Origin of the sequence: Staphylococcus saccharolyticus (genome assembly GCF_900458815.1) — a bacterium.
Classification (GTDB): domain Bacteria; phylum Bacillota; class Bacilli; order Staphylococcales; family Staphylococcaceae; genus Staphylococcus; species Staphylococcus saccharolyticus.
The window spans coordinates 588,593-613,947 of sequence record NZ_UHDZ01000001.1; the positions used below are offsets into that span (position 1 = coordinate 588,593).

Consider the following 25,355-nt stretch of genomic DNA (forward strand, 5'->3'; position numbering starts at 1 on the left):
GTTTTTATTTTAATTAAATATGGAAATAAAATCTTGATAGATTGCATCAGGACTGAAATTTTTAAGTGTTGCTTTACTATTGGTAACAATGTGTTCTAATTCATTATAATGTTGTGTGGTAAGATCTATTCTTTTAGCAAGTTCAGAAACATTGCCGTGTGACACAAGATAACCATTTTTCCCGTTCTCTACAATAGAATCTGGTCCCACATTACCTTCAAAGCTAATCACGATATTTTCTTGTGACATTGCTTCTAAGATGATCATACCAAATCCTTCATTTCTTGAGGGGACAACCACTATTTTACTTTGAGCTAGTTTACTACTTAATTCTTGAGTGGATTCGTAAATTTTGATGATATCAGCTAATTGATATTGATTGATAAAATGAATAAGTGCTTCTTTTTCTTCACCGTTTCCATATATATGAATTTCATAATGTAGGCGTCTTAAGTCATCTTGAATAAGACGTACACTTTCTAATAACAAGTCATATCCTTTTTCATATTCTAACCTACCTGCACTTATGATAAGGTTCTTTTTAGGTGCGGCAATTTTTTTCTCGGTAAGCATATTTGGAACGACATAAACTGGAGTTTTAAGTAAAGATTGGTATTTTTTTTGATCTGCTGTCGTTAAAGTTGTTATTTTATTAAGATTGCGATATGAAGCTATCATTTCTTGTTGATACTTAGTAGAATGTGCATCATAATTCATATGTTCCATTCCAACTGTTGTTATTTCTTTTTTGGCATATTTTGAGATAAGGATATTAAAGCTCGCTCTAGTTCCTATTAATACATCGCTTTTTACATGTTTCATAGCTTTAATTATTTTCTTTTCTACATAACTTGAAAATTGACTGAGACCTGGTTCATGTTGAGAGATTGTCTTAGGTTTCAAAAGAGGAGTATAGGCTCTAACGCGATTTGCTAGAATAGCTGTTAAATTTTGGGGCTTAAAACGATAATCAATAAGAATTTTTACATTAATATCTCGATGTAGTTTGAAATAGGGCGAGTCTGCACCTCTAAAGACAGAAATGATAGTCACCGGATGTCCTTTTTGAGCTAAAGTATTTGCGAGCTGAGAGACAGACTTTACCGTTCCACCCATAGCATAAATATTATGCATGAAAAACGTGAACGATTTCATTGAAATTAACACCTCATTGTTTCTATTTTATTATCAATTATTATAACATTAGAAAGATGAGTTAAGGTAATATGTGAATACCTATACATGTTTAGCTATCAATTTTAATTTTTATTTATAACTGACTTTTATCCTTTTGTGAAATGCAATTTATGTATATAATTGAAGTAGTCTAATCAATGGTTATGATTGGGAAGAAATTGGCGCTTCCTTTAATAACTCTTGGGATATATTATTTATAGATTGAGAAAGCGCTTCAATAAGAAAATCTATATTAAAACAAATCCAATAGAGTCATCGTTCCATTTATTTAAAGAAAAGGGGGACTGTGTTTGTTATGAGCACACAACATAGCAAAACAGATGTCATCTTAATAGGTGGCGGTATTATGAGCGCAACATTAGGAACACTACTAAAAGAATTATCACCTGAGAAAGACATTATATTATTTGAAAGATTGAACCAACCTGGTGAAGAAAGTTCAAATGTTTGGAATAATGCGGGGACGGGTCATTCAGCTTTGTGTGAGTTGAACTATACAAAAGAAGGTAAAAACGGTTCAGTAGATATTACTAAAGCAATTCATATTAATGAACAATTTCAGTTATCTAAACAATTTTGGGCATATTTAGTGCGCACTGGTCAGTTGAAAAGTCCGGGGAACTTTATTCAATCTGTACCACACATGAGCTTTGTTAAAGGTGAAGAAAATGTACGCTTTTTAAAAAGTCGTGTAGCTAGCTTACAAAAAAATGTGTTATTTGAAAAAATGAAGATTTCGCAGGATACAGAGCAGATTAAAGAATGGGTGCCATTAATGATGGAGGGGCGCCAATCTGACGAACCTATAGCTATTACTTATGATGAAACTGGAACAGATGTTAACTTTGGTGCGTTAACTAAAAAATTAATTAATAATTTACAAGAAAATAATATGGAAATTAAATACAAACATGAAGTTCAAGACATTAAAAAGTTAAATAATGATAATTGGAATGTCATTATCAAAGATTTAACTACTGGTCAAGAAGTAACTTATGAGACTAAATTTGTCTTTATTGGTGCTGGGTGGTGCTAGTTTACCATTATTACAAAAAACTGGCATTAAAGAATCAAAACACATAGGTGGTTTCCCTGTGAGTGGCTTATTCTTAAGATGTACTAATCCAGAGGTCATTAAACGGCACCATGCAAAAGTTTACGGTAAAGCAGAAGTAGGTGCACCGCCGATGTCTGTACCGCATTTAGATTCTAGGTTTGTAAACGGCGAGAAGTCATTATTATTTGGACCATTTGCAAGTTTCTTACCTAAGTTCTTAAAAACGGGGTCATATTTAGATTTAATTAAATCTGTAAAACCCAATAATATTGTAACGATGTTAAGTGCTGGGGTAAAAGAATTTAATTTAACAAAGTATTTAATATCTCAATTAATGCTTTCTAATGAAGAACGTATAGATGATTTACGTGTGTTCTTCCCAGAGGCGAAAGATGAAGATTGGGAGGTCATTATTGCTGGACAACGTGTTCAAGTAATTAAAGACACTGAACAATCTAAAGGTAATTTACAATTTGGTACTGAGGTGATTACATCTGAAGATGGTACACTCGCTGCATTATTGGGGGTATCACCAGGAGCTTCAACAGCTGTAGATATTATGTTTGATGTTTTACAAAGATGTTATCAATCAGAATTTAATAGTTGGGAAGTCAAAATAAAAGAGATCGTACCTTCATTCGGGTTAAAATTATCAGAACATGAAGATGTTTATCATACAGTACATCAAGAAATAACAAAATATTTAAATGTAAAATAATCCAAGAAAATGTAAAATACTATAGTTTTTAAAAGACCTTTAAGTGTTTCTTTTGAAGAAATCATTTAAAGGTCTTTTCAATTGAGTGAAGTACATCGGTATTTACTTGTTAGACACATAAATTACCTAATGAAATAACTTCACAGTAAAACATGTCGTTTTATTTGACTTGACTGTGATTTCTCCGTGGTGTAAATGAATGATTGATTGAGTAATCGCAAGTCCCAAGCCATTACTATTAGGTTCATCACCTAATTTATAAAATCTATCAAAAATGTGATGAGCATCTTGCTCTGAGATAGTTCCTTCATTTTCAACAACAAATATAATTGTATCTTTAAGCTGTTGTAAACGGATGTCAATCATATTATGTTGCGGTGAATATTTAATTGCATTAATAATTAAATTACTAAAGGCCTGATGTAACAAACGTTCGTTTCCTAGGAAATGGATATTATCTAAGTCAGTGAAAATTACTAAATCTTTGTCATCTGTCCGATATTGCTCATGTCTTACGATATTTATAATTAGTTCTTTTAATTGGATCTTGTCTTTAAATGTTAAATGTGAAGCATTATCTAATTCAGATAACAATAATAACTCTTTTGTTAATTCACTGACTTGTGTTGTAATGCTAAATATTTCGTTGATGTACATTTGTTTTTCTTCATTACTTTTTGTTATTTGAAGCTGTGTAAGTATGCGTTGTAAATGTGTGAGAGGTGTTTTAATTTCGTGAGATACATTTTGAACAAAATGTTTTCTCATTTGGTCGACTTGTCCTAAGTTTTGTCGCATTGTATCAAAATGAGATTGCAATGTTCCAATTTCATCTTGTCTTGTTTGTCGAATAGGAGTATTAAAATCACCATACATAAGTCTTGAAGCGGCTTTTTTTAAAGCTGTGACCGGTTTAATAATTGAATACGTAGAAGCGATAACTAACGAAATAGAAATTATTAGTAAAAGTGTTAATAAAACAGCTAAAAATATTCTAAATTCACCAAATGTTTCACCAATGTCTGGGCGCATAAAGACTGCCAACGAACCACTTGTTGTGTTAAATTTTATTCCAACAGTATTATCCGTTTCATTATCAAAAAATCCAGTGACAAAGAGTTCAAAGGGCTTGTTTTTAATGCCATGATAATCATGACCTTTTAATACGTTATGTATTGCTCGTTGAGATAATGTATCTTTACGAAAAGATGCTCCATAAAAATGCTTATTACCTTGTTGATCAACAGTGAGCACCTGATAATTCATATCGCCTAAATGATTAAAATAATTACGTAGATGATTAGAATCTTGTGATGATTCATAACGACGTGCATCTTTAAGTGTCTTCATGATTTTTGCATCGTTAGGACCCTTTAAATTGTAGTGGTAATAGACATTTGTAAGAAGAAAGCTAACACATGCACTAAATAAAATAACCGTAATAGTATAGATGGCAATTCTTGTATAAAGTGTTTTAAACATAATTATTCACCCTATAACCTTGACCTCGTACTGTTTGAATGGAAATGGTTGCACCTAATTTACTTAAGCGTTGACGTAAACGTTTAATATGAACATCAACTGTACGATCATCGCCTTCGTAGTCAAATCCCCAAATCTTCTCAATCATGTCATTACGCGTAAAAATGTGTTTAGGATTCGATGTTAATAAGAAAATTACTTGAAATTCTTTATTAGGAAGTGTCATCGTTTTTGAATTAACGGAGAGTTCCATGTAAGACTGGTTTAATGTCAGATTGCCTAATTTCACCTCATCACTTGCATTAATTTGATAGCGTCTTAAAACGGCTCGGATTCTAAATAACAACTCTTTAACTTCAAAAGGTTTTGTAACATAATCATCAGTTCCACTTAAAAAAGCGCGTTCCTTATCACTTAAAGCATCTCTTGCAGTAAGCATAATAACTGGTATATCATAGTCTTCTTTGAGAACTTTACAAAGTTCAAAACCGTTCATGCCTTTCATCATAATATCGACAATCGCGATATCTACAGGTTTATCTTCAAGATAATCGAGTGCTTCTTCACCACTAAAAAAAGAATGCGTGCAAAAATTTTCTTGACTTAAATGATTAGCAACGTATTTTACTAGTTTTTCATCATCATCAACAATTAAGCAATGTATCATACTTTATACGCTCCTGATTTTTTAATTATTATACTATTTTAAAGCATATTCTAACAAATTTACATGTGTTCATATTGAGTTCATATTGGTTTCTTAAAATGAGTATAGAAAAATTTGGGAGAGGATATTAATGAACTTAGCTTGGAAAGAAATTGCATTTTATAAATTTAGATTTATACTAATTACATTTATTATTTTCTTAATGGCAGTTATGGTTCTTTTTATAAGTGGGTTAGCCCAAGGGTTAGCTCGAGAAAATGTTTCAATATTTGAGCAAATTAAGAGCAACCAATTTATTATTCAAAAAATGAAAGATCCTCAATTAGAGAAATCAGTCATTTCAAAAAGTAAACAAGATGAAATTTCTAACACAATCAATGAGAAGCCTTTGAAAATGGCAGGAAAAACATTCAAAATTAATGATAATGAAGAAAATGTGATGGCCATCAATCACGTTAAACTTCACCAACCTAGTTTGAAATCTGGAACGTATCCTAAAGGTTCAAATGAAATAGCCATCAACGAAAAACTAACCGCTGAAGGACTTCATCAAGGAGATAAATTTAAAATAAAGGATGATGATATGACATATAAAGTAGTTGGTATTTTAAATAATACAATGTATGCGCATAGTAATGTAGTCATGATGGATCAATCAAAAATTAATCAAGAACATAATGTAGCAACGTTTTATGCTGTCAATCAACAGTCTAAAACAGAGAAAGCGCAACTAGGGAAGATTGATGGTATTCAAACTACAAGTACAAAAATGTTAACCGATAATATAGCAAGTTATCATGCTGAACAAAGCCCATTAAATATGATGATAATTAGCTTGTACGTTATTACTGCGATTGTATTAAGTGCGTTTTTCTATGTTATGACGATTCAGAAAACATCTGAAATTGGAATATTAAAAGCAATCGGGATAACAACAAAACATTTATTAATCTCACTGATTATTCAAATATCTATCATTTCATTTGTTGGAGTAGCTTTAGCAGAAGGAATGATTATGTTAATGGGCCAACTCTTACCAGTATCGATGCCATTTCACATTAGTCCACACAATTTAGTCATTGTTCTTATTGTATTTATGATAGTAGGACTTATTGGTACATCATTATCATTTGTAAAATTAATAAAAATTGATCCTATCGAAGCTATAGGAGGTGCTCAATAATGAGTCTAGTAGTAAAAGAAATTAGTAAAACGTTTGGAGAAAAAAATTCAAAAACAGAAGTGCTAAGAGATATTAATTTTGAAGTAGAAGATGGAGAATTCGTTATATTAAATGGTGCTTCTGGATCAGGTAAGACAACACTGTTAACTATTTTAGGTGGTCTCTTATCACAAACTTCCGGTAGTATCCTATATCAAGGGCAATCCTTATTTAATAAGCAGACAAGCAATACTGAACTTAGACTTAAGGATATAGGATTTATCTTTCAATCATCACATTTAGTTCCTTATCTAAGCGTATTAGATCAACTAATTTTAGTAGGAAAAGAAACAGGGATATCCAGTAAAGAAGCTAAAGATAGAGCAATAAGCTTATTAAAAAGTATAGGTTTAAAAGAACGTCTTAAAAGTTATCCGCATATGTTATCGGGTGGAGAAAAGCAACGCGTTGCCATCATGAGAGCTTTAATGAACCATCCTAAAATAATTTTAGCAGATGAACCGACAGCAAGTTTAGATGCCCAACGAGCTCAAGATGTTGTTCATATGATTAAACAACAAATCAAAGAACATCAAATGATAGGAATTATGATTACGCATGACGAAAGTTTATTTAAATATGCTGATCGTATCATCGAATTATATGATGGGAAAATAGTGAAAGAGTAAATAAAGCAAGAATTAGAAATAAGAGTGTTATTGTAATTGACTATGTGAGAGAAGCATATGTTTTACAATACGTTAGAAATTCTTATTTCTTTTCTTGCTTTTTTATAGTATTAATAACTTTATTATAGCTGCCCAGAATAAAACAGCGAAGTAAATTGTAAGTAATATTTTGTATTGATGCATGAGGCCTAAAAAGTCTTTAAGTAGTGAGCGACACAAAAAATGATATGGTGTATAATTACCAAGTCCATCAAACTTTAATCCAATTTTTTTAGCAAGACGTAAAGCTCTTAAAATGTGAAATTGACTTGTCACGCACAGAAAGTGTGACTGTCGGGGAAAGTGATTTTGAATAATAGGTTTTGAATATAAGAAATTCGTTTTAGTATTTATCGATTGCGCTTCAGTCAAAATCATTTCTTCAGGTATACCATTTGCCATCAAGTACCGTTTCATGGCAAGTGCTTCAGTTATGGGCTCATCGTGTCCTTGACCACCACTAACTAAGATGAGTGTTTGACTTTGTTGTGTGAGATATACTTCAATTGTACGATCTAAACGTGCAGCAAGTAAGGGGGTGACTTGTTCAGTAAAAATACCAGCACCAAGAACCATGATTAAATCAATAGTTTTAGAAAAATGATGACTACCATAAGCAGATGACTACGATACGTAATTAACGAAAGCAAATATGGTACTTAATGCAACGCTACTTAACCATATCGCAATGCCATTTAAAATTGGAGTAGGTATTGTGCTGATATATAAACAAGCTACAAAGAATAATAAAACTTGATAAATAACCTTCAAAATTTGACTAAGAGATCGTCGGCTTTTGGTGATGGTTAGTAAATGACGATGTTTGATTAGCAATAATAATGAAGCGATAAAAATATTCAAGAACTTATCATAAGGTAATGTATATGTAACGATGTGATAAATACAAATTGCAAAGCTAATAATGATTGAAATAATGAAGTTTAATAAATTGAGTGTCAAATTGTGTTTAAAATATAAAGATGTAATTAAAATCAACTCTATAATTGAAAAAAATATGGCGAACATAATTGCTACACCTCGTTATTTAATTTACTTATAAATTTAGACTAAGAAGCTAGAATAAGCAATATTAAAGAATGTCACAGCTTGACGACAATGTGATGTTTATTTGAAGATTGTTACAGAGTTTTTTCAAGAGATAAGGTTTAAATTTCAGCATATTCTTGCTATTATTTAAAAGTATTAAAAATAATTTTTTTATAGAAATAGGTTACTTAACTTAGGAGATTAATTATGGTAAGAAGAATAGAAGATCATATCTCGTTTTTAGAAAAGTTTATTAATGATGTCAATACATTGACTGCAAAATTGCTTAAGGATTTACAAAATGATTATGGTATATCTGCAGAACAATCAAGTGTGCTTAATATGCTCAATAATGAGTCTCTTACAGTTAGTCAGATTACTGAAAAACAAGGTGTGAATAAGGCAGCTGTAAGTAGAAGAGTTAAAAAGTTATTAGATGCAGATTTAGTAAAATTAGAAAGGCCTCATTCTAAAATTGATCAGCGGTTAAAAATTGTTATGTTATCCGATAAAGGAAAAAAGTATATTACTGAAAGAAAGGCGATTATAAGTAATATAGCCAATGATATGACGAGTGATTTTGCAACGAATGAGATTGAAAAAGTGAGACAAGTACTTGAAGTTATCGATTATCGTATTCAATCGTACAATTCTAAATTATAAGTCATATCAAGAAACGTACTATACATATAGGAATATAATGATGTATATGGATAAATATTGGAAAATAAGACTAAATTAGTATTTAATTAATTACTTATTATTTATATAATTCAGGTTAGTCTGTAACTTGGTTTTAATTAAATTACAATGAAAACTACATATTTTAGGAATTGTTTTTTGATGAGTATGTCTGTAAAATAAATCAGGTAGATAAAATAATTATAATATAAAAGTGAACGGAATGTAGTGAGATAAATAGAGGTGATAAAATGAGTCAATGCCCAAATTGTGATCATACAATCAATGACGATGCAACTCAATGTCCTAATTGTGGGCAATCATTAACAAGTAATAAAAAAAGAAAAAATAAGTCTAAATCCTCATCTCAATCATCGAATGATAATGCTACTAATCTTAAATTACGCAGAGTTGTTCCAATAGGAATTATTTATTTTATTGTCATACTTTTTATAGTTTTATTTTTCCTGCTGAAAAATTTTAATTCACCAGATGCACAAGCTAAAATTTTAATTAATGCTGTAGATAATAATGACACACAAAAGGTAGCTACCTTATTAAGTACGAAAGAGAATAAAGTCGACGCTGATGAAGCACAAGAATATATTAATTATGTAAAAAAAGAAGTAGGTATTAAAAGTTTTATCAACGATATTAGACAAACAGTTAAAAAGCTTAATGATAGTAATTCTAGCGTAGCTTCATATATTCAAACAAGAAGTGGTCAAGATGTATTAAGGATAAGTAAAAACGGTACAAGATATTTATTTTTTGATAATATGAGTTTTACTGCTCCAACAAAACAGCCTATTGCTAAACCTAAAGAAAAGACAAAATATGAGTTGAAAACTGGTGGCAAGAGAAAAACTGTCATTGCTGAAGCTGATAAAAATACACCACTAGGAAACTTTATTTCAGGTACTTATCATTTACCTGCTAAAAAAACTACAAAAAATGGAACTTTCAATGGGTATTTAAATTTTGATTTTAAAGAAAGTAATTCAGAAACCGTTGATGTGTCAGAAGATTTTGACCAATCTTATCTCAATATTAAGTTTAAGGGCGCTAATAAATTAAACAGTAATTCTGAAAAAGTGAAGATTAATGATCGCACAATGTACTATTCACATTCAAAAGAATATGGGCCGTATCCTAAAACGAAAGATATTACTATTTCAGCTACTGGAAAAGCAAAAGGTAAAACATTTAGTTCAGAGACTAAAACAATCAGTGCGGATGACTTAAAAGACAATACAAAAGTAACATTAGAATTTGATAGTGATAAAATTAATAGCTATGTTGAAAAAAAAGAAAAAGAAGAAAATAGTCTTAAAAATAAATTAACCGAATTTTTTAGTGGCTATTCTTTAGCAGTGAATTCTGCTTTTAATATGAATAATTTTGATTTTATTTCTAGTTATTTTAAGAAAAATTCTTCTATTTATAAAGAAATGAAAAATAGTTTTACTACACATTCAACAGTTGATATTAATTCTCCACTAGTATTAAGTGCGAGTCGCAGTGGAGATAAGATTAAAACAACAATTCAACAGATTGATTCCTATGGTCATTATATAAATAAAGATTATGAATTAGAAATTGATTCAGATAATAGTAATATGCAATTAACGAAAGAGGATTAGGGGGTATATTTGAATTTTATACAAGTTGTTAATTGATAGATAGGGAGGATTTATAATGAGAAAGTCTGTGAATAAATCTATTTTATTCATAGTGATATTGGGGGTTTTGACTGCGTTTGGGCCATTATCAATAGATATGTTTTTACCTGGATTACCTGATATTAAAGCTGATTTTGGCACGTCCGACTCTACTGCTTAAATAACTATTTCCTTATTTATGGTGGGCTTAGCATTTGGTAATCTTTTTGCCGGCCCTATTTCTGATACTCTAGGGCGAAGAAAATCACTCATTGTTGCAATGATTATTTTTACACTTGCAAGTATAGGAATTGTCTTTGTTACAAATATTTGGATAATGATTACACTTCGATTAGTTCAAGGACTAATTGGTGGTGCAGGGGAGATTATTTCTAGGGCCATTGCAAGCGATATGTATTCTGGTAATGAATTGACTAAATTCTTATCTCTCCTAAATGTTAGTCAACGGTATTGCACCTGTAATAGCTCCTGCGCTTGGTGGCTTAATTTTGAGTTTTGCCACATGGCGAATGGTGTTTATTGTGTTTTAACCATTTTTGGTTTAATGATGCTATTTGGGATTCTATTTAAGGTTACAGAGTCATTGAGTAATGATCGTCGAGTCGATAGCCATTTAAGTACACTATTTCAAAGCTTTAAGTTTCTGTTTATGACACCGCGCTTTGTATTACCAATGCTTATTCAAGGGTTTTCATTTATCTTATTATTCACTTATATTTCTGCATCACCATTTATTGTCCAAAAAATTTATGGGTTTTCACCTTTACAATTTAGTATCATGTTTGCATCTATTGGTATTACGTTGACTATTTCTAGTCAGTTAACAGGAAAGCTCGTTGATTATGTTGAAAGACACTTACTTTTAAGAATGATGACAATGATACAAATTTTAGGAGTCGTTATTGTTACAGTGACTTTAATCAATCACTTTAACACTTTAATTTTTGGATTCTTGCCATTGGCTTTGTTATTCTTCTTGCTCCAGTAACAGGTGTAGCAACACTTGGTTTTTCAATTGCCATGGATGAGAGTAAAAGTGGAAAAGGAAGTTCATCTAGTCTTCTGGGATTGTTTCAAACCTTACTTGGAGGTTTGATGTCTCCATTGGTTGGTATAAAAGGTGAGACAAATTCGATGCCTTATATTATAATCATTACTTTTACAGCTATGATACTTGTTATATTACAAATCATTAATAAGAAAGTATTTAAAAAAAGCTAAACCTCATTCATGAAACCAATTTCTTAATAGGTTTTGAGATTTAAACTTACGTGAAAGTGATTGTCTTCATTGTCAGGCTTAGCTTTTTAACGTTGTAATTTTACAGTATTTGCTAATAGAACTTCAGCAACTTCTTTAGGAGATTCTTCGCAACCATTACGTAACCAATCAATAAATATACCAGCTTGGCCTCCTACTGAATAAATAATAAACATACGTTTATTGGTAATAGAAGTTTCATATCTGTCCATCACTTTTTCGTAGTAACATTTGGTTACATTAATATAATCTAAAGCGATATCTTTATTTGGATGCGTTACTAAAGTTGCTTTAAAATATGCTTCTTTACGTTTAATGTATTTAGCAATAAGTAAGAAAAATTTATATAATTTCTTTTGATCAGTTTTAATATTATGAAAATCATGATAGAAAGAATTAAGTAACGTCATATACTTATTTAGGTGATAATTTTGAATTTTTTCTAATAATTGATATTTATCTTGAAAATGATCGTAAAAAGTAGAACGATTTACGCCACTATATGCACAAACCATTTTAGTTGTGATTTCCTCAAATGGATAATCTTCTAATAGTTCAACAAGACTCTTTATAATTCTATATTTTGCACGTTGTTTCATTATTTCACCTTGAGAATTAGAGAGTTAAATTATAAAAAATGTAAGCCAACACAATTATAAAAAGTGTTGGTGTATTTTTTAGTTACTTAACTCTATAATAGATAAAGTGAATTTTAAAAGCAAATAGGAGGGTATATTCATGAAGAAAATGATATTAATCAATGTGATTACTATCATTGTCCTAGTTGTCATTGGTGTACTAGGTTTCTGGTTCTGGAATAATGCGACAAGTTATGTGACAACAGACAATGCTAAAGTAGACGGAGATCAAATCAAAATCTCAAGTCCTGCATCAGGGCAAATTAAAGCTCTTGATGTGAAACAAGGAGATAAACTTAAAAAAGGTGACAAAGTTGCGGAAGTTTCAGCACAAGGTCAAGATGGTCAATCTAAAGATATGAGCATCAAAATGCCTCAAAACGGAACTATCGTTAAAACTGATGGCATGGAAGGTTCTATGTCACAAGCAGGTAATCCAATCGCTTACGCATATAATTTAGATGATTTATATATTACTGCAAACGTTGATGAAAAAGATATTTCTGATGTAGAAAAAGGAAACGATGTAGATGTTGATATCGACGGTCAAAAAGCTCCAATTAAAGGTAAAGTTAAAGAAGTGGGTCAAGCAACAGCAGCAAGTTTCTCATTAATGCCTTCATCTAACAGTGACGGTAACTATACTAAAGTATCTCAAGTCGTACCAGTAAAAATTTCTCTAGATTCTGAACCATCTAAAAATGTTGTTCCAGGTATGAACGCTGAAGTTAAAATCCATAAAAATTAAGGGGGTCATCGTATGACAGCGACCTTCATTATTATTTATATAGTAATAGCGCTCATACTTATTGGTCTTATTAATATCTTTTTCTTAAAATCTAAGAAAAAGTCAAAAGACAAACAAGTGGAACAACGTTCGACTAAAGATTCTAAGAGACAATGCTATCAATCTAAATTTAAAGCAAGTGATCTAGAAAATATTGAAGATGACAAAAGAAAACATAAATTTGATTCAACACAACATGAAACACCAATTTCTTCTAAAACTATGGATTCAGATAGTAAGTATGAAAATCAACATAATTATTTAATACGTTCAAAACAAGATGACGATAAAGAAGATAAACAGGGGCATCATCAAGAGGGACACTATAACACAGAGATAAATGATGTTTTAAACCCTATCGACCCGAACTCTACTGAAGGAAAAGTCAACAAAAAAATTAAAAATCAAGAATCTAATTTTATCTTTGGTAAAGGTATAACAAGAGGTAAAATTTTAGCAGCAATGTTATTCGGTATGTTCATTGCAATACTTAATCAAACATTATTAAACGTTGCATTGCCTAAAATTAATACTGAATTTAATATCACTGCATCGACTGGTCAATGGTTGATGACAGGATTTATGTTAGTCAATGGAATTTTAATCCCAATTAGTGCCTTCCTATTTAATAAATATTCTTATAGAAAGTTATTTATTGTAGGACTGGTACTCTTTACAATGGGTTCTTTAGTCTGTGCCATTTCAATTAATTTTCCAGTGATGATGAGCGGTCGTGTATTACAGGCAATTGGTGCAGGTATTCTAATGCCGTTAGGTTCTAACGTTATTGTTACCATCTTCCCACCTGAGAAACGTGGTGTAGCAATGGGAACAATGGGTATCGCTATGATTTTAGCTCCAGCTATCGGACCTACCCTTTCTGGTTATATCGTTCAAAACTATCATTGGAATGTAATGTTTTACGGTATGTTCTTTATCGGCTTAGTAGCGATAGTAATTGGTTTATTCTGGTTCAAACTCTATCAAAGTACAACTAATCCAAAAGCTGATATACCAGGAATTATATTTAGTACGATTGGATTTGGCGCTTTATTATACGGTTTCTCTGAAGCTGGTAATAAAGGATGGGGTTCAACTGAAATTGTAAGTATGTTTGTTATTGGTACTATTTTTATCATCTTGTTTGTAATTAGAGAATTAAGAATGAAAGCACCAATGTTAAGTTTAGAAGTATTAAAATATCCAACATATACGCTCACTACAGTGATTAATATGATTGTGATGATGAGTTTATATGGTGGTATGATTTTACTTCCATTATACTTACAAAATTTAAGGGGATTCTCATCGCTTGATTCTGGTTTATTACTCTTACCAGGAGCCTTAGTTATGGGTGCACTAGGTCCAGTAGCTGGTAAGTTATTAGATACTATCGGTATTAAACCACTAGCTATTTTTGGTATTGGAATAATGACTTATGCGACATGGGAGTTAAGTAAGTTAAATCTTGAGACGCCTTACCTTCATATTATGGGGATTTACGTATTACGTTCGTTTGGTATGGCATTTATTATGATGCCAATAATGACAGCAGGTATGAATGCTTTACCTAGTCGATTAATTTCTCATGGTAATGCTTTTGTAAATACGATGAGACAATTAGCTGGTTCAATTGGTACAGCTATATTAGTTACAGTGATGACAACACAACAAACAAATCATGTTGCAGCCTTTGGCGATGAGTTGGACAAAACTAATCCAATGATTCAAGATCATATGCATGAATTAGCACAACAGTATGGTGGAGAATCAGGTGCGTTAAAAGTACTATTAGAATATGTTAATAAACTTGCCTCTGTTGAAGGTGTGAATGATGCATTTATTGTTGCAACTATCATTAGTGCGATTGCTTTAGTTTTAAGTTTCTTCTTACAAAGTAAGAAAAAAGCAGAATTATCAGCACAAAAAGCGAATGCTAAAGATAAAGCAACGCATCAAGAGTAAAAATATTTAAGAGATGTAAATAAGCCACTTACGTTTTTATGGGAAGCGTAAGTGGCTTTTTTAAAATAAAATGATATGCTAGTTTAAATTTTTATCTAATTCGTGCTAAACGATTGCGGAAGAATAAGCTGATAATAATTAGTGCAATACTGCATGCGAGTAATATTAATGCATTATGAATAGCATCAGCTTCTGTAATAACCTGGTTTGGCGAAACAGTTAGGTAATACTGCTTAAGTGATTCAGAAATTTTTTGAGCAATGGTATGAATGATATAACTAAAATACAATGTAATAAACAACATACTAGCTAAAATTAAAATGTTAAGCACTTTAAGTACAGTACGATTGAGAATCACTGTAATGACAGTAACAAACATACTAACCAAACAAAGTACAAACAATACATTAAAAATAACGATTAAATGATCAACAGAATGTTGTAAATCATCTATATTACCTAAATTAAGATTTAAGTCTCCAATTTTAGTTACCGTATCCTGAAAATTGCGCAATTGATGAAAATTTATAGGGTCATCGGCAAAAGAAATATTAAAAATCGGTTGTTTTAACATACTATATCCTGTTATAGCAGTTAAAATAAATACGATAGCTTGAATGATAGTACTCACCCATGAGCGTTTTTTCTTACCATATCTTTTACCGCGATGCATTTCTTGGTGATAAAATTGTGAGTCAAAATCATTTAAATTTTGCTTAGTTTCAGACATGATGATGCCTCCTCTATAGTCAACTTTTTTTCTTTATCATTTTCATATTTTGTCTGTTATAATTGGCTTTATTCAAGTATCTTAACAAATCAACATTGATTTGCCTCAAACTTTATTGACATATTCAACATTATATCTTTCTTATACATAGGTATATAGGTATTTAAACAAATTGTTTTCTAAATTTAAAATTGAAAAAGGTAGGTTCAGATAATAATGAGAAGTAAAATGATGAACAGAGTTGTTAATAAGTATATTCTTCATAACAGATCCATTTTCTTTAAAAATAATGCTGAAGTAGAACATTTTCTTGAAAAAAGAAAAGATGAAAATAGTAAAAAGCACAAACAACCTGCGACATTAAATGTGAAATCTAACCTTGATCAATTAACTTTAGATGGGATGCAAGTGTTTAGATTTAATTTTAGACATGAAACGCGTAAAAAAATTCTATACCTACATGGAGGATATAATGTTTTACAACCTTCTCCTTTTCATTGGAGATTACTAGATAAATTAACTTTAAATACACTACACGAAGTGATTTTGCCTATCTATCCTAAAGCACCAGAATATCACATCGACGACACATATCAAGCAATTAGAAAAGTTTATAATCAATTAGTTGATAAAGTGGGAGCTAAGCATATCGTTGTTATGGGTGATGGGTCTGGTGGTGGTCTAGCTTTACGTTTAGTGCAAACATTGATAGAAGAACAACAACCTACACCAAAACAACTCTTTCTTATTTCGCCATTGTTAGATGCCACTTTATCTAATCCGAATATTACTCAAGATTTAGTGGAAAAGGATATTTTAGTTAGTAAATATGGTGTCAATGAATTGATGAAGACATGGGCTAATGACTTACCATTATTTGATAAGCGTGTTTCACCAATATATGGAGAGATAAAAGGATTACCGCCTGTATATATTTTCGGTGGTGGAAGAGAAATTAATAATCCAGATATGAATTTATTTGCATACTTATTAGAGGAACAAGGTCAATTTGTTGACTTCAAGGAGTATTCTAAAATGGTTCACGATTTTCCAATTTATCCTATAAGACAATCACATAAAGTTCTAAAACAAATTACTAAAGCAATTCAGGAATAAGTTTTCAAAGAGGTGAGAATATCACTAGAATTCAAAAGTGCAACACGTTATTCATCTCAACCTCTATGAACTATTTATACAATGAGTGAATTGATATAGTTTACAATATAATGTTGTCCTTTAGTGGAATAAAAAGTATCTAAAAACTTATTAAATCGATGGGGAATGTCTGTATAATTGCTGAATTCATACTGTAATTCTATACTTTTATTACAAACGTTGATAATTTTTTAAAAAGTCGTCGTCATTAATGTTATCTTCAAATAACATTGAAATCTCATCAATAGCGCGCTTTTGTCCTTGCAAATAACTCATATGAATTGCGCGTTTCATTAATTGCACAGATGGACCATTGATAACCAATTTTTTGAGTTCATTCATTTCGCTTAATTCAAATTTGACATTATCACGTAAATCCATTATTTCATTTGTAATTTTTGCCGAATAGACATGTTTATTCTCCTTTTCTTGGTAATGGATGTGATGGCCTATCTGTGACGGCCATTCTATTTGTTCCTGTTCCATAGCATATGTTTCTATCGATGTTTGATATTGCTTTGGAAATGGGCTGAACGGTGATTCACCTTGTTAATTCCCATCATCACTTCATTAGTTGCTACAACAACACCATCTGAACGATTCATCCTTAGAAAGAAATAGGTACGTTTTTCATCATAATCATATAGAAATAATTCTATTGTATAATGTTGTCCTAATGACATTTCTGCTAAAAATGTCGTGTGTGTTTCGAGCGTAAAAACTGTACGTTGATATAAATCACGCTCTTTTAAAGACAAGCCATGGCTATAATTAAATTCGTTGATGACTTTACTAAATATGACATTATAGTATGCATCATGTATATGGTTATTATAATCAATTAAGTCTTTTGTCACTGTTTTTGTAACCTTGAAAGTTTTTGACATCTTAGAAATCACCCTTTATTTTACTCATTAAAAATAACACATACATGTGAATCATTTCATGATAAAATGTAACTGTGATAGTTAGAGGGGGAAGTAAGATGATGATGACCATAAGATTCCAATCTTTAACGCAACCTCTTACGGAAATTTCAAACATTCAAGAGATTCCTAAAGATGCTACGATTATATGGTACGATTTTGAAGATGCTTCAGATAAGGAAAATGAATTTTTAAGAAATAATTTTAATTTTAACTATTTAGAAATAGACGACGCGATTAATGGTGTTCCGAGGGTAAAATATAAAGAATATAAGGAATATCAGTATATGATTTTCCATAGCATTATCGATGATGATTACTCACCAATTTCACTAAGCGTATTCTTACAGAATAAAATTTTAGTTACATATCATCATAAACCGTTTCAATCTCTAAAAAAAGTTGCAAAATATAATGCTGACAGTCATGATAATGAATTAGATTGTGCGGATATAGTGATTCATATTTTAGACAGCATGGTTGATAAATATTTCAATTTTGTATACGGTATCGAAGATAAAGTTTATACCTTTGAAGCTAGACATGTTGATGATCGCTACAGTAAGAGTGTTATGGAAAATGTCTTTCAGTTACGCTCTGATTTGATTAAAATTAAACGTGTCCTTTTTCCTATGCAAGAAGTTGTAGACACAATTAAAAGCGAGGGTAATATCATTAAAGATGCTAAACATCGAATGTATATTCAGCATATTGATGACCATTTGATTAAACAAAGAAGTGTGATACGAACATCGCAAGAAATGACGAATGAAATCCGTGAAAATTACGAGTTATTTACATCGTTTAGAATGAATAGTATTATGCAGATTCTAACGTTAGTTTCAGTTATTTTTTCACCATTAACATTTATTGCAGGAGTTTATGGTATGAACTTTGACTACATTCCTGAATTGAAATGGCATTATGCTTATTTTATTTGTTTAGGAGTAATGCTCGTTATAACAATTATTTTGGTTATCTTCTTTAAAAGAAAAAATGGTTTTAAACCTAAAATTAAAGTTTAACTTATTTATACAAAGGTAGGTATTTCAATGAGTCACTCACTGAGAGAACAAAGAAAAAATGAACATGTGGAAATCGCAATGTCACAAAGTGATGCGATTCAGTCAGATTTTGATAAGGTAAGATTTGTTCATCATTCAATTCCAAGTATTAACGTAAATCAGGTTGATTTGACGAGTTATACAACACATTTTGACATGACATTACCTGTTTATATTAATGCGATGACAGGGGGCAGTGAATGGACTAAGCAAATTAACGAAAAGTTAGCTATAGTCGCACGTGAAACTGGTTTAGCTATGGCAGTAGGGTCAACTCATGCTGCATTACGTAATCCTAAAATGGCCGAATCATTTAATATAGTACGTAAAACGAATCCTGAAGGTGCTATTTTCAGTAATGTCGGTGCTGATGTACCTGTAGACAAAGCGTTACAAGCTGTTGAGCTTCTTGATGCTCAGGCGCTACAAATTCATGTGAATTCTCCTCAAGAATTAGTGATGCCAGAGGGTAACCGAGAATTTGCAACTTGGATGGGTAACATTGCAACGATTATTAATCGCATCAACGTCCCAGTTATCGTTAAAGAGGTTGGTTTTGGAATGAGTAAAGAAACATTTAAAGCATTATCTGAAATTGGCGTATCTTATGTAGATGTGAGCGGTCGAGGGGGGACTAATTTTGTAGAAATTGAAAATGAAAGACGATCCAATAAAGACATGAACTACTTATCTCAGTGGGGGCAATCAACAGTTGAATCTTTGCTTGAAAGTACAGATTATCAAGATCGAATAAATATTTTTGCTAGTGGTGGTTTACGCACACCTTTAGACGCAGTGAAATGTTTAGCGTTAGGCGCAAAAGCTGTTGGAATGTCACGTCCATTTTTAAATCAAGTTGAACAAACAGGTATCACAAATACGGTTGACTATGTTGAGTCATTTTTAAATCATATGAAAGAGATTATGACCATGTTGGATGCTCAAAATATTGAAGCCTTGCGACATAAAGACATTGTACTGAGTCCGGAATTGATGTCTTGGATAGAACAACGTGGTTTAGATTTTCACAGAAGGTAAATTATGACAAATAAACACCTCAAAAAGATATATATATATCTTTTTGAGGTGTTTAAGTTTATGAATACATTGCTTTTTAAAGTTGTTATTCGAGTGTATTAACCATTACATTAACTGAAAAATTGGATGAGGCCCATTACAATAATGACGTCTATTAAATCAATTAAAAATGCACCTACAATAGGGGACTACTAAATATGCTTTAGGTGAGTTGCCATATTTCTTAGTAATCACATCTAAATTAGCCGTTGCATTAGGCGTCGCGCCTAGCCCATGACCGATAAATCCACCGACCATTACTGCAGCATCATAATCTTTGCCAAGTCCTTTAAACAATATAAATATTGAAAATAGTATCATAAATATAACTTGTACAAGAACAATGATAATTAACGGGATTGCAAGTGAATAAATTTGAGTAAGTTGAATACTCATTAAAGCTAATGATAAAAAGATTCCTAATGAGATGTCACCGATTTGATCAGTAATTTTTAAATCAATAATGTTCCAACCAACTAACTCTGGTACATTATGTATAATAACAGCAATGAACATTAACCTACGTACATAGCAATATTTACACCTGTAAAGCCAGTAAATGTATGACCAATATAAGTACCTACTGCCATACAAAATACGAGTATAGAAAATTGTATAAAGAAAACTTGAATAGGTTTATATTTTGTATGTAAAGATTTATTATATTCCACTTCGCCATAGTTTTTAAATGAATCATCGCGATGTTCAGGCTTAAGATTGTAGCGTTTAATTAAAAATTTAACGATTGGTCCACCAATAAGACCACCGAATACGAGTCCAAGTGTTGCAGCTGCTAAAGCAGGAGTCACAGCTGAGTCAACTCCCATATCTTGTATTGTTTTACCATAAGCAGCCGCGTTTCCATGACCACCTTCCATCGACATTGAACCTGCTGTTAAGCCTAGTAATGGCTGTATATTTAAAACTTTAGCTAATGAAACACCGATAATATTTTGACTAATTGACATGATACCACAAAAAGTGAAGTATAAAAGCATGACTTTGCCACCAATTTTGAATAATTTCAATGATGCTCCGAGTCCAATTGTTGTGAAGAATGCGAGCATAAAGAAATTTTGAATAAATGCTGAATCAAGCTTGATTTTGATAATGTTAAAAGAATCAAGAACAGCCACTAGAATTGCGAAGATTAAGCCGCCTATTACAGGTGCTGGTATACAGATTCTCCTTAAGATTGAAACATGGTTAATAATCGTTTGACCGATTAAATATAAAACACATGCCAAACATAACGTTGTAATAGAATCTAGTTCTATCATTTTAAAACCCCCTTTGAATTCATCCCCTCAATGATGTTTATGTTACTCAGTTTAAAGCAATGTAAGCTTACAAAATCCCATATTAACTATTATACATTTGGAAATTAAATAAATCCAGTTTCCCAATTAATGATATATAACTTTATCATTTTAATATTTTTCTAATTTAAGGGTACAAATGTTATTAGCTGATCAAACATTTATAAATAAGTTTCACCTATTATCTTGCAATAAACAGTAGTGAGTGCTATATTACTGTTAACAACTACTGTGCATTGTTTAGTACCGAATAATACTTAAAGGAGGTAGATATATGAATGCGCAATTTAAGAAGGGGGCTTTAGAATTAATTGTCTTATTGATTATTAGAAAAGATGATCAGTATGGTTATTCACTTGTTCAGGACATTTCAAGATATATGACAATTGCCGAGGGTACTGTTTACCCATTGCTCAGACGTTTGGTAAAAAGTGGAGAACTTAGCACGTATTATCAACCTTCAACAGAAGGACCATCGAGAAAATATTATCAGTTGACTGAACAGGGATATGAAAGATTAGAGCAACTTAAAGAAGATTGGGTAGTGTTTTCACAAGCAGTTAATCAATTTATAAAGGAAAGTGATTCCAGTGAATAAAAATGAGTACTTAAAAGAACTCAAAAAACATTTAAAGCATATTAATAAAGAAGAACGAGAGGATATTTTAAATGAGTATGAAACGCATTTTTATAGTGGGCAACAAGAGGGCAAATCAGAAGCACAAATATCTAATGAATTAGGTTACCCTAAAGCAATTGGTAAGGAATTAAATGCATCAGTTGCGATTGAAAAAGCGCATCAAAGCAATTCAATTTTAAATATTTTTTCTGCAATTGTTGCAGTTATGGGTGTAAGTCTACTTAATTTTTTTGTCATACTAGTTCCTGCATTATTACTATTAATGGTAGTACTTACGCTGGTGATTTTTACATTAATATCTCTCGTTACACCAATCATATTATTAGTAAAAGTATTCCTAGATGGTTTTCATTCAATTATTCTCTATGATGTATACATGACTGGATTAATGTTTGGTCTAGGGCTGATGCTTATCGTTGTCACATTTTATATTATCAAATGGTTATATATCTTAATAGTGAAATATTTGAGATGGAATGTAACCATTATTAAGTCATGAAAAAGTTCTTAATTGTCTTATTCTCAATAGGTTTAGTACTAACAGTTATTTGCAGTATTGGTGTTTATGTACAAGGAAAAAAACTGGATAAAGATGATAGATATAATGAGAAAGCAACAACAAATTTGTCGGAAACCTATCATACTTCTCTTAACAATATAGATATTGATGCAGAAGTAAGTGATGTTACTGTTAAAAAAGGTAATGAATTTGCAATCCTATCTAAAGGTGATGACAAAAAAATTAAGGTAAATAGTAAAGTGAATCACCATCAATGGAAAATTTCAGAGTATCAAACGAGTACAAATATCAATTTTAGAATGCAAGGAAATGTTTATAATCACATCATTATAATAGTACCCCAAAATATAAACAATATTAACATACCGGTTCGGGTAGTTTAAAAGTTCTAGGGATAACTTCAAAAAATGCTCATTTCAAGACAGAAGATAGAGATCTTTCAATTAAAAATGGTCAGTACGACTCAATAAGAATAAATAGTGAAGTTGGTAATATACAAACTCAAAATGTTAAATTTAAACATGCAAAAGTAGATAATGAAAATGGGAATATTTTAATGAAAAATCTTCAATCTGGCATTTCCCTTGATGCAAAAATGAGGATGGAGATATTGAATTGTATTATAAAGAAGATCCGCATAATACTCTATTATAAACTAAAAATGAAGATGGAGAAACAATTATTACTAATCGTGCTTTGAAACATATAAAGGCTGGTAAGGGTCAACATTTAGTTAAGCTTTCAAATGATAGTGGAGATATTAAAGTTAAATAAAACTTAGTCAGCGAGGGACATTCATAAAATTGTTCCTCGCTTTAACTTTACTTCCATGTATCATCTGGATGTTGAAATTCTGATTTACGCATTCTAGACACGTATGGATTGCCTTTAACAGTATAGCGTAATGGTTTATGAGTCCATTCTCCTTTATTAGGAATGCCAATTCTACCACTTTCAATGATGTCTTTAGGATATTTACGATGTTTAATATCGATAGAAAGGCGACAATCGTTAAGCATTGAGCCATCAATTGCTCGAGGAATATTGAAAGCTTTCGTCCATTTTCCTGGTCCGTTAGTTAATTCAAATCCGGATTTGCCACGATTCTGTTTCATAGCTTCAATACCATCTTCAGGTTCAATAGCACGTATAAGTACACCTTCAGGCACCCCTTTTGGTCGAGTGACGAAATTAATTAACAAATGGGTATGCATCACATGGGCATAAATCGTACCACCATTTTTATATAATGAAGTAACCTTGGGTGTTTGTTTACCTTTATAACCATGTGCTGCCTTATCTTTTAATCCTAAATAAGCTTCAGTTTCCACGATGTAACCTGAATAAGTTTTAAGTTCATCTTGAAATATAATTTTTACGCCTAATAAATTCTGAGCAGTTTGAGTTGTCAATTGATTGATAAAATCCAAAAATATCATCTCACTTTAAAATATATTTCTTTTTCTTTATAAAAAATAGTGAATCGGAATAATAAATTTAAAATTAGTATTTTTAATAAAATAATTGTTTGATATACTGAAATTAATTATTTCAATAAAAATTAACTCTTATTAATGTACCAAAAAAGTAAGTTGATTTAAAACTTTTGAAATTAAGATACAGAGAAAAGGAGCATATTAAATGCAAAATGAAGTCAGTTTTGGGAGAGCTTTAAAATTATTTTGGAGTAATTATGTTAACTTTAAAGGGCGCTCAAGACGTTGTGAATATTGGTTCGCAATATTATGGAACCTTATATTTTTGAGCTCTGCTATCATAGGAGTATTTATAGGATTTTCTATCATGGAAGTAGGTAGTGCTTATAATGATGAGGCAATTTTAGGTCTTGACGGTTTAATTTTTTATCTTAGCAGGAATTTATATATGTACTTGCGACATTCATTCCTAATCTAGCTTTGACTACAAGACGATTACATGATAGAAGAAATATGTCCATGACTATTGCTATCATTTCAATTGTAATGGGCTTTTTGTTAGGACTGTTATCAACGATATTTAATTTGAATGAACCAATCATTGCCGTTTTGTACTTTATTGTATATTTCATAAGTCTAGTATTATCTATTATTATGTTCGTAATAAGTTGTTTAGATAGTAAAAGAGAAACTAATAAATATGGACCGAGTCCAAAGTACTATAAACATGATATTAATTTCCAAGGAGAGAATCATAATACTGTGAGTAAACTTAAAAAAGATAATTAAAATGATAATGCGACTTCATTGTGAAGTCGCATTTATACTTATAACGTATAATATGTATGTGAAGTAGCGTGTTTAATATAATTGCTATAAGTATGTTAAATTTATTCAAAATGAAGGGCAACTAATATTTGATTTGTGGAGGTCAGTGTATGATTAGTACGTTATTTAACATAGATAATGAATTTCAGTTCCAATATATTAATCATTTTTTAGTTAAACTACAAGCTATTACATTGATTTTCATGGCAGTAATAGTTTATTTTGAAATGATGCTTGATATTGAAAGGTCATATTTGTCACCTTTTTAATAGGAATTATCATGATTGGCATGATATTAATTTGTTTAATGACGATGAAAAGTTACATGGAAAAACCTAGGCCAATTTTTGTAAATATACGACAAGAAATAAAGCGACTGAAACGTAAGAGTAAAATAAGAAGAATCTTTTTTATAGCTTGTGTTTTTATTTACATTGGTGTCATAACATATGTCATCGTGCATTACATCACACATTCATCTATGAAACCAAATTTGTCGAGTATCTCATTTTCTTAATACCTCTGTTGTTACTCTATTGATGATAAAAGAATTCAACCGTCTACTCAATTTAAATCATCTGAAAAGAAT

The 25,355-nt window shown here is 31.0% G+C and carries 25 protein-coding genes and 5 pseudogenes; 20 read left to right on the forward strand and 10 right to left on the reverse strand.

The genetic code is table 11. From position 1 onward, the window contains the following. Positions 1-9: 9 nt before the first annotated feature. Positions 10-1,155, reverse strand: a complete 1,146-nt coding sequence (locus tag DYE57_RS02615; protein ID WP_165417827.1) for a glycosyltransferase family 4 protein — start codon at positions 1,153-1,155, stop codon at positions 10-12. A gap of 337 nt (positions 1,156-1,492) precedes the next feature. Here DYE57_RS02615 and mqo point away from each other — a divergent pair. Then, a pseudogene (mqo, locus tag DYE57_RS02620) lies at positions 1,493-2,972 on the forward strand (malate dehydrogenase (quinone)). A 126-nt stretch (positions 2,973-3,098) separates the two neighbouring features. Here mqo and DYE57_RS02625 read toward each other — a convergent pair. Both DYE57_RS02625 and DYE57_RS02630 read right to left on the reverse strand, forming a co-directional pair. Next, complete coding sequence (locus DYE57_RS02625) at positions 3,099-4,454, reverse strand: HAMP domain-containing sensor histidine kinase (protein WP_115312759.1); 1,356 nt, start codon at positions 4,452-4,454, stop codon at positions 3,099-3,101. Then, entirely contained in the window at positions 4,447-5,121 is a 675-nt protein-coding gene (locus tag DYE57_RS02630; protein ID WP_115312760.1) for a response regulator transcription factor, read from the reverse strand. The genes DYE57_RS02625 and DYE57_RS02630 overlap by 8 nt, the downstream gene beginning before the upstream one ends. Before the next feature lie 130 nt (positions 5,122-5,251). Between DYE57_RS02630 and DYE57_RS02635 the strand changes: the two genes are divergently transcribed. Together DYE57_RS02635 and DYE57_RS02640 are read left to right on the forward strand one after the other, a co-directional pair. Further along, positions 5,252-6,304 (forward strand): ABC transporter permease, encoded by a 1,053-nt coding sequence (locus DYE57_RS02635; RefSeq protein WP_115312761.1) that lies wholly within the window; start codon positions 5,252-5,254, stop codon positions 6,302-6,304. After that, positions 6,304-6,972 carry an ABC transporter ATP-binding protein gene (locus DYE57_RS02640; protein ID WP_115312762.1) on the forward strand — a complete coding sequence of 223 codons (669 nt, stop codon included), beginning with the start codon at positions 6,304-6,306 and terminating at the stop codon, positions 6,970-6,972. Before DYE57_RS02635 ends, DYE57_RS02640 begins: the two co-directional genes overlap by 1 nt. A gap of 102 nt (positions 6,973-7,074) precedes the next feature. On the opposite strand, the pseudogene DYE57_RS02645 reads toward DYE57_RS02640, so the two are convergent. Then, positions 7,075-8,037 (reverse strand): annotated as a pseudogene (locus DYE57_RS02645) (YdcF family protein). Positions 8,038-8,265: 228 nt separating this feature from the next. Between DYE57_RS02645 and DYE57_RS02650 the strand changes: the two are divergent. The 5 genes from DYE57_RS02650 to DYE57_RS02665 all read left to right on the forward strand — a co-directional run bounded on the left by DYE57_RS02650 (position 8,266) and on the right by DYE57_RS02665 (position 11,642). Then, on the forward strand, positions 8,266-8,721 hold the full coding sequence (locus DYE57_RS02650) for a MarR family transcriptional regulator TcaR (RefSeq protein ID WP_115312763.1): 456 nt from the start codon (positions 8,266-8,268) through the stop codon (positions 8,719-8,721). A gap of 269 nt (positions 8,722-8,990) precedes the next feature. Continuing rightward, complete coding sequence (locus DYE57_RS02655; RefSeq protein WP_115312764.1) at positions 8,991-10,382, forward strand: membrane-associated protein TcaA; 1,392 nt, start codon at positions 8,991-8,993, stop codon at positions 10,380-10,382. 55 nt (positions 10,383-10,437) lie between these two features. Further along, positions 10,438-10,581: a multidrug effflux MFS transporter gene (locus DYE57_RS11715; RefSeq protein ID WP_142743784.1), complete on the forward strand. Its 144-nt coding sequence runs from the start codon at positions 10,438-10,440 to the stop codon at positions 10,579-10,581. An 18-nt stretch (positions 10,582-10,599) separates the two neighbouring features. Further along, positions 10,600-11,409 (forward strand): MFS transporter, encoded by an 810-nt coding sequence (locus tag DYE57_RS02660; RefSeq protein WP_115312765.1) that lies wholly within the window; start codon positions 10,600-10,602, stop codon positions 11,407-11,409. 32 nt (positions 11,410-11,441) lie between these two features. Next, complete coding sequence (locus DYE57_RS02665; protein WP_115312766.1) at positions 11,442-11,642, forward strand: hypothetical protein; 201 nt, start codon at positions 11,442-11,444, stop codon at positions 11,640-11,642. Positions 11,643-11,728: 86 nt separating this feature from the next. On the opposite strand, the gene DYE57_RS02670 is transcribed toward DYE57_RS02665, so the two are convergent. After that, on the reverse strand, positions 11,729-12,280 hold the full coding sequence (locus tag DYE57_RS02670; RefSeq protein ID WP_115312767.1) for a TetR/AcrR family transcriptional regulator: 552 nt from the start codon (positions 12,278-12,280) through the stop codon (positions 11,729-11,731). Positions 12,281-12,419: 139 nt separating this feature from the next. On the opposite strand from DYE57_RS02670, the gene DYE57_RS02675 reads away from it, so the two are divergent. Both DYE57_RS02675 and DYE57_RS02680 read left to right on the forward strand, forming a co-directional pair. Next, the gene (locus DYE57_RS02675) at positions 12,420-13,067 is read left to right on the forward strand and encodes an HlyD family secretion protein (protein WP_115312768.1); all 648 of its coding nucleotides are present in this window, start codon (positions 12,420-12,422) and stop codon (positions 13,065-13,067) included. 12 nt (positions 13,068-13,079) lie between these two features. After that, on the forward strand, positions 13,080-15,071 hold the full coding sequence (locus DYE57_RS02680) for a DHA2 family efflux MFS transporter permease subunit (protein WP_115312769.1): 1,992 nt from the start codon (positions 13,080-13,082) through the stop codon (positions 15,069-15,071). A gap of 91 nt (positions 15,072-15,162) precedes the next feature. Here DYE57_RS02680 and DYE57_RS02685 read toward each other — a convergent pair whose 3' ends face one another. Further along, positions 15,163-15,801, reverse strand: coding sequence for a hypothetical protein (locus DYE57_RS02685; protein ID WP_115312770.1), 639 nt, complete (start codon positions 15,799-15,801; stop codon positions 15,163-15,165). A gap of 216 nt (positions 15,802-16,017) precedes the next feature. Between DYE57_RS02685 and DYE57_RS02690 the strand changes: the two genes are divergently transcribed. Further along, the gene (locus DYE57_RS02690) at positions 16,018-16,917 is read left to right on the forward strand and encodes an alpha/beta hydrolase fold domain-containing protein (protein ID WP_115312771.1); all 900 of its coding nucleotides are present in this window, start codon (positions 16,018-16,020) and stop codon (positions 16,915-16,917) included. Positions 16,918-17,127: 210 nt separating this feature from the next. Here DYE57_RS02690 and DYE57_RS12785 read toward each other — a convergent pair whose 3' ends face one another. Both DYE57_RS12785 and DYE57_RS02700 read right to left on the reverse strand, forming a co-directional pair. Next, positions 17,128-17,337, reverse strand: a complete 210-nt coding sequence (locus tag DYE57_RS12785) for a hypothetical protein (protein ID WP_420802092.1) — start codon at positions 17,335-17,337, stop codon at positions 17,128-17,130. 34 nt (positions 17,338-17,371) lie between these two features. Beyond that, positions 17,372-17,843: pseudogene (locus tag DYE57_RS02700) on the reverse strand (thioesterase family protein). 98 nt (positions 17,844-17,941) lie between these two features. On the opposite strand from DYE57_RS02700, the gene corA reads away from it, so the two are divergent. Beyond that, positions 17,942-18,907: a magnesium/cobalt transporter CorA gene (gene corA, locus DYE57_RS02705; protein ID WP_115312772.1), complete on the forward strand. Its 966-nt coding sequence runs from the start codon at positions 17,942-17,944 to the stop codon at positions 18,905-18,907. A gap of 27 nt (positions 18,908-18,934) precedes the next feature. Beyond that, positions 18,935-19,984: a type 2 isopentenyl-diphosphate Delta-isomerase gene (gene fni, locus DYE57_RS02710; protein ID WP_115312773.1), complete on the forward strand. Its 1,050-nt coding sequence runs from the start codon at positions 18,935-18,937 to the stop codon at positions 19,982-19,984. Positions 19,985-20,094: 110 nt separating this feature from the next. Here the strand turns inward: fni and gltS are convergent. After that, positions 20,095-21,303, reverse strand: a pseudogene (gene gltS, locus DYE57_RS02715) (sodium/glutamate symporter). A 313-nt stretch (positions 21,304-21,616) separates the two neighbouring features. On the opposite strand from gltS, the gene DYE57_RS02720 reads away from it, so the two are divergent. Genes DYE57_RS02720 through DYE57_RS12790 form a run of 4 tightly spaced genes read left to right on the forward strand, consistent with a single transcriptional unit; the run spans position 21,617 to position 23,202 of the window. Further along, positions 21,617-21,940, forward strand: coding sequence for a PadR family transcriptional regulator (locus tag DYE57_RS02720; protein WP_115312774.1), 324 nt, complete (start codon positions 21,617-21,619; stop codon positions 21,938-21,940). After that, positions 21,933-22,481 (forward strand): HAAS signaling domain-containing protein, encoded by a 549-nt coding sequence (locus tag DYE57_RS02725; RefSeq protein WP_115312775.1) that lies wholly within the window; start codon positions 21,933-21,935, stop codon positions 22,479-22,481. The genes DYE57_RS02720 and DYE57_RS02725 overlap by 8 nt, the downstream gene beginning before the upstream one ends. Then, complete coding sequence (locus DYE57_RS02730) at positions 22,478-22,885, forward strand: hypothetical protein (RefSeq protein ID WP_115312776.1); 408 nt, start codon at positions 22,478-22,480, stop codon at positions 22,883-22,885. The genes DYE57_RS02725 and DYE57_RS02730 overlap by 4 nt, the downstream gene beginning before the upstream one ends. 11 nt (positions 22,886-22,896) lie before the next feature. Beyond that, positions 22,897-23,202 carry a DUF4097 family beta strand repeat-containing protein gene (locus tag DYE57_RS12790; protein WP_115312777.1) on the forward strand — a complete coding sequence of 102 codons (306 nt, stop codon included), beginning with the start codon at positions 22,897-22,899 and terminating at the stop codon, positions 23,200-23,202. 121 nt (positions 23,203-23,323) lie between these two features. Here DYE57_RS12790 and DYE57_RS02740 read toward each other — a convergent pair whose 3' ends face one another. Further along, the gene (locus DYE57_RS02740; protein WP_165417826.1) at positions 23,324-23,932 is read right to left on the reverse strand and encodes a DNA-3-methyladenine glycosylase; all 609 of its coding nucleotides are present in this window, start codon (positions 23,930-23,932) and stop codon (positions 23,324-23,326) included. A 211-nt stretch (positions 23,933-24,143) separates the two neighbouring features. Between DYE57_RS02740 and DYE57_RS12795 the strand changes: the two are divergent. The 3 genes and pseudogenes from DYE57_RS12795 to DYE57_RS11805 all read left to right on the forward strand — a co-directional run. Then, positions 24,144-24,291 (forward strand): annotated as a pseudogene (locus DYE57_RS12795) (DUF805 domain-containing protein); the annotation flags it as partial. A 127-nt stretch (positions 24,292-24,418) separates the two neighbouring features. Beyond that, on the forward strand, positions 24,419-24,727 hold the full coding sequence (locus tag DYE57_RS02750) for a DUF805 domain-containing protein (protein ID WP_165417825.1): 309 nt from the start codon (positions 24,419-24,421) through the stop codon (positions 24,725-24,727). Between the two features lie 149 nt (positions 24,728-24,876). Then, complete coding sequence (locus DYE57_RS11805; protein WP_165417824.1) at positions 24,877-25,035, forward strand: hypothetical protein; 159 nt, start codon at positions 24,877-24,879, stop codon at positions 25,033-25,035. Positions 25,036-25,355: the final 320 nt, after the last annotated feature.

Excerpts from the sequence above, each read along its gene's own strand:
- DYE57_RS02665 (WP_115312766.1), top strand. The coding sequence starts at position 11,442 with ATGGATGAGAGTAAAAGTGGAAAAGGAAGTTCATCTAGTCTTCTGGGA.
- DYE57_RS02730 (WP_115312776.1), top strand. The coding sequence starts at position 22,478 with ATGAAAAAGTTCTTAATTGTCTTATTCTCAATAGGTTTAGTACTAACA.
- DYE57_RS11715 (WP_142743784.1), top strand. The coding sequence starts at position 10,438 with ATGAGAAAGTCTGTGAATAAATCTATTTTATTCATAGTGATATTGGGG.
- DYE57_RS02635 (WP_115312761.1), top strand. The coding sequence starts at position 5,252 with ATGAACTTAGCTTGGAAAGAAATTGCATTTTATAAATTTAGATTTATA.
- DYE57_RS02680 (WP_115312769.1), top strand. The coding sequence starts at position 13,080 with ATGACAGCGACCTTCATTATTATTTATATAGTAATAGCGCTCATACTT.
- DYE57_RS12785 (WP_420802092.1), bottom strand. The coding sequence starts at position 17,337 with ATGGATTTACGTGATAATGTCAAATTTGAATTAAGCGAAATGAATGAA.
- DYE57_RS02690 (WP_115312771.1), top strand. The coding sequence starts at position 16,018 with ATGAGAAGTAAAATGATGAACAGAGTTGTTAATAAGTATATTCTTCAT.
- DYE57_RS02630 (WP_115312760.1), bottom strand. The coding sequence starts at position 5,121 with ATGATACATTGCTTAATTGTTGATGATGATGAAAAACTAGTAAAATAC.
- fni (WP_115312773.1), top strand. The coding sequence starts at position 18,935 with ATGAGTCACTCACTGAGAGAACAAAGAAAAAATGAACATGTGGAAATC.
- DYE57_RS02650 (WP_115312763.1), top strand. The coding sequence starts at position 8,266 with ATGGTAAGAAGAATAGAAGATCATATCTCGTTTTTAGAAAAGTTTATT.
- DYE57_RS02720 (WP_115312774.1), top strand. The coding sequence starts at position 21,617 with ATGAATGCGCAATTTAAGAAGGGGGCTTTAGAATTAATTGTCTTATTG.
- DYE57_RS02660 (WP_115312765.1), top strand. The coding sequence starts at position 10,600 with ATGGTGGGCTTAGCATTTGGTAATCTTTTTGCCGGCCCTATTTCTGAT.
- DYE57_RS02640 (WP_115312762.1), top strand. The coding sequence starts at position 6,304 with ATGAGTCTAGTAGTAAAAGAAATTAGTAAAACGTTTGGAGAAAAAAAT.
- DYE57_RS11805 (WP_165417824.1), top strand. The coding sequence starts at position 24,877 with ATGATTAGTACGTTATTTAACATAGATAATGAATTTCAGTTCCAATAT.
- DYE57_RS02615 (WP_165417827.1), bottom strand. The coding sequence starts at position 1,155 with ATGAAATCGTTCACGTTTTTCATGCATAATATTTATGCTATGGGTGGA.
- DYE57_RS02655 (WP_115312764.1), top strand. The coding sequence starts at position 8,991 with ATGAGTCAATGCCCAAATTGTGATCATACAATCAATGACGATGCAACT.
- DYE57_RS02625 (WP_115312759.1), bottom strand. The coding sequence starts at position 4,454 with ATGTTTAAAACACTTTATACAAGAATTGCCATCTATACTATTACGGTT.
- DYE57_RS02675 (WP_115312768.1), top strand. The coding sequence starts at position 12,420 with ATGAAGAAAATGATATTAATCAATGTGATTACTATCATTGTCCTAGTT.
- corA (WP_115312772.1), top strand. The coding sequence starts at position 17,942 with ATGATGATGACCATAAGATTCCAATCTTTAACGCAACCTCTTACGGAA.
- DYE57_RS02670 (WP_115312767.1), bottom strand. The coding sequence starts at position 12,280 with ATGAAACAACGTGCAAAATATAGAATTATAAAGAGTCTTGTTGAACTA.
- DYE57_RS02685 (WP_115312770.1), bottom strand. The coding sequence starts at position 15,801 with ATGTCTGAAACTAAGCAAAATTTAAATGATTTTGACTCACAATTTTAT.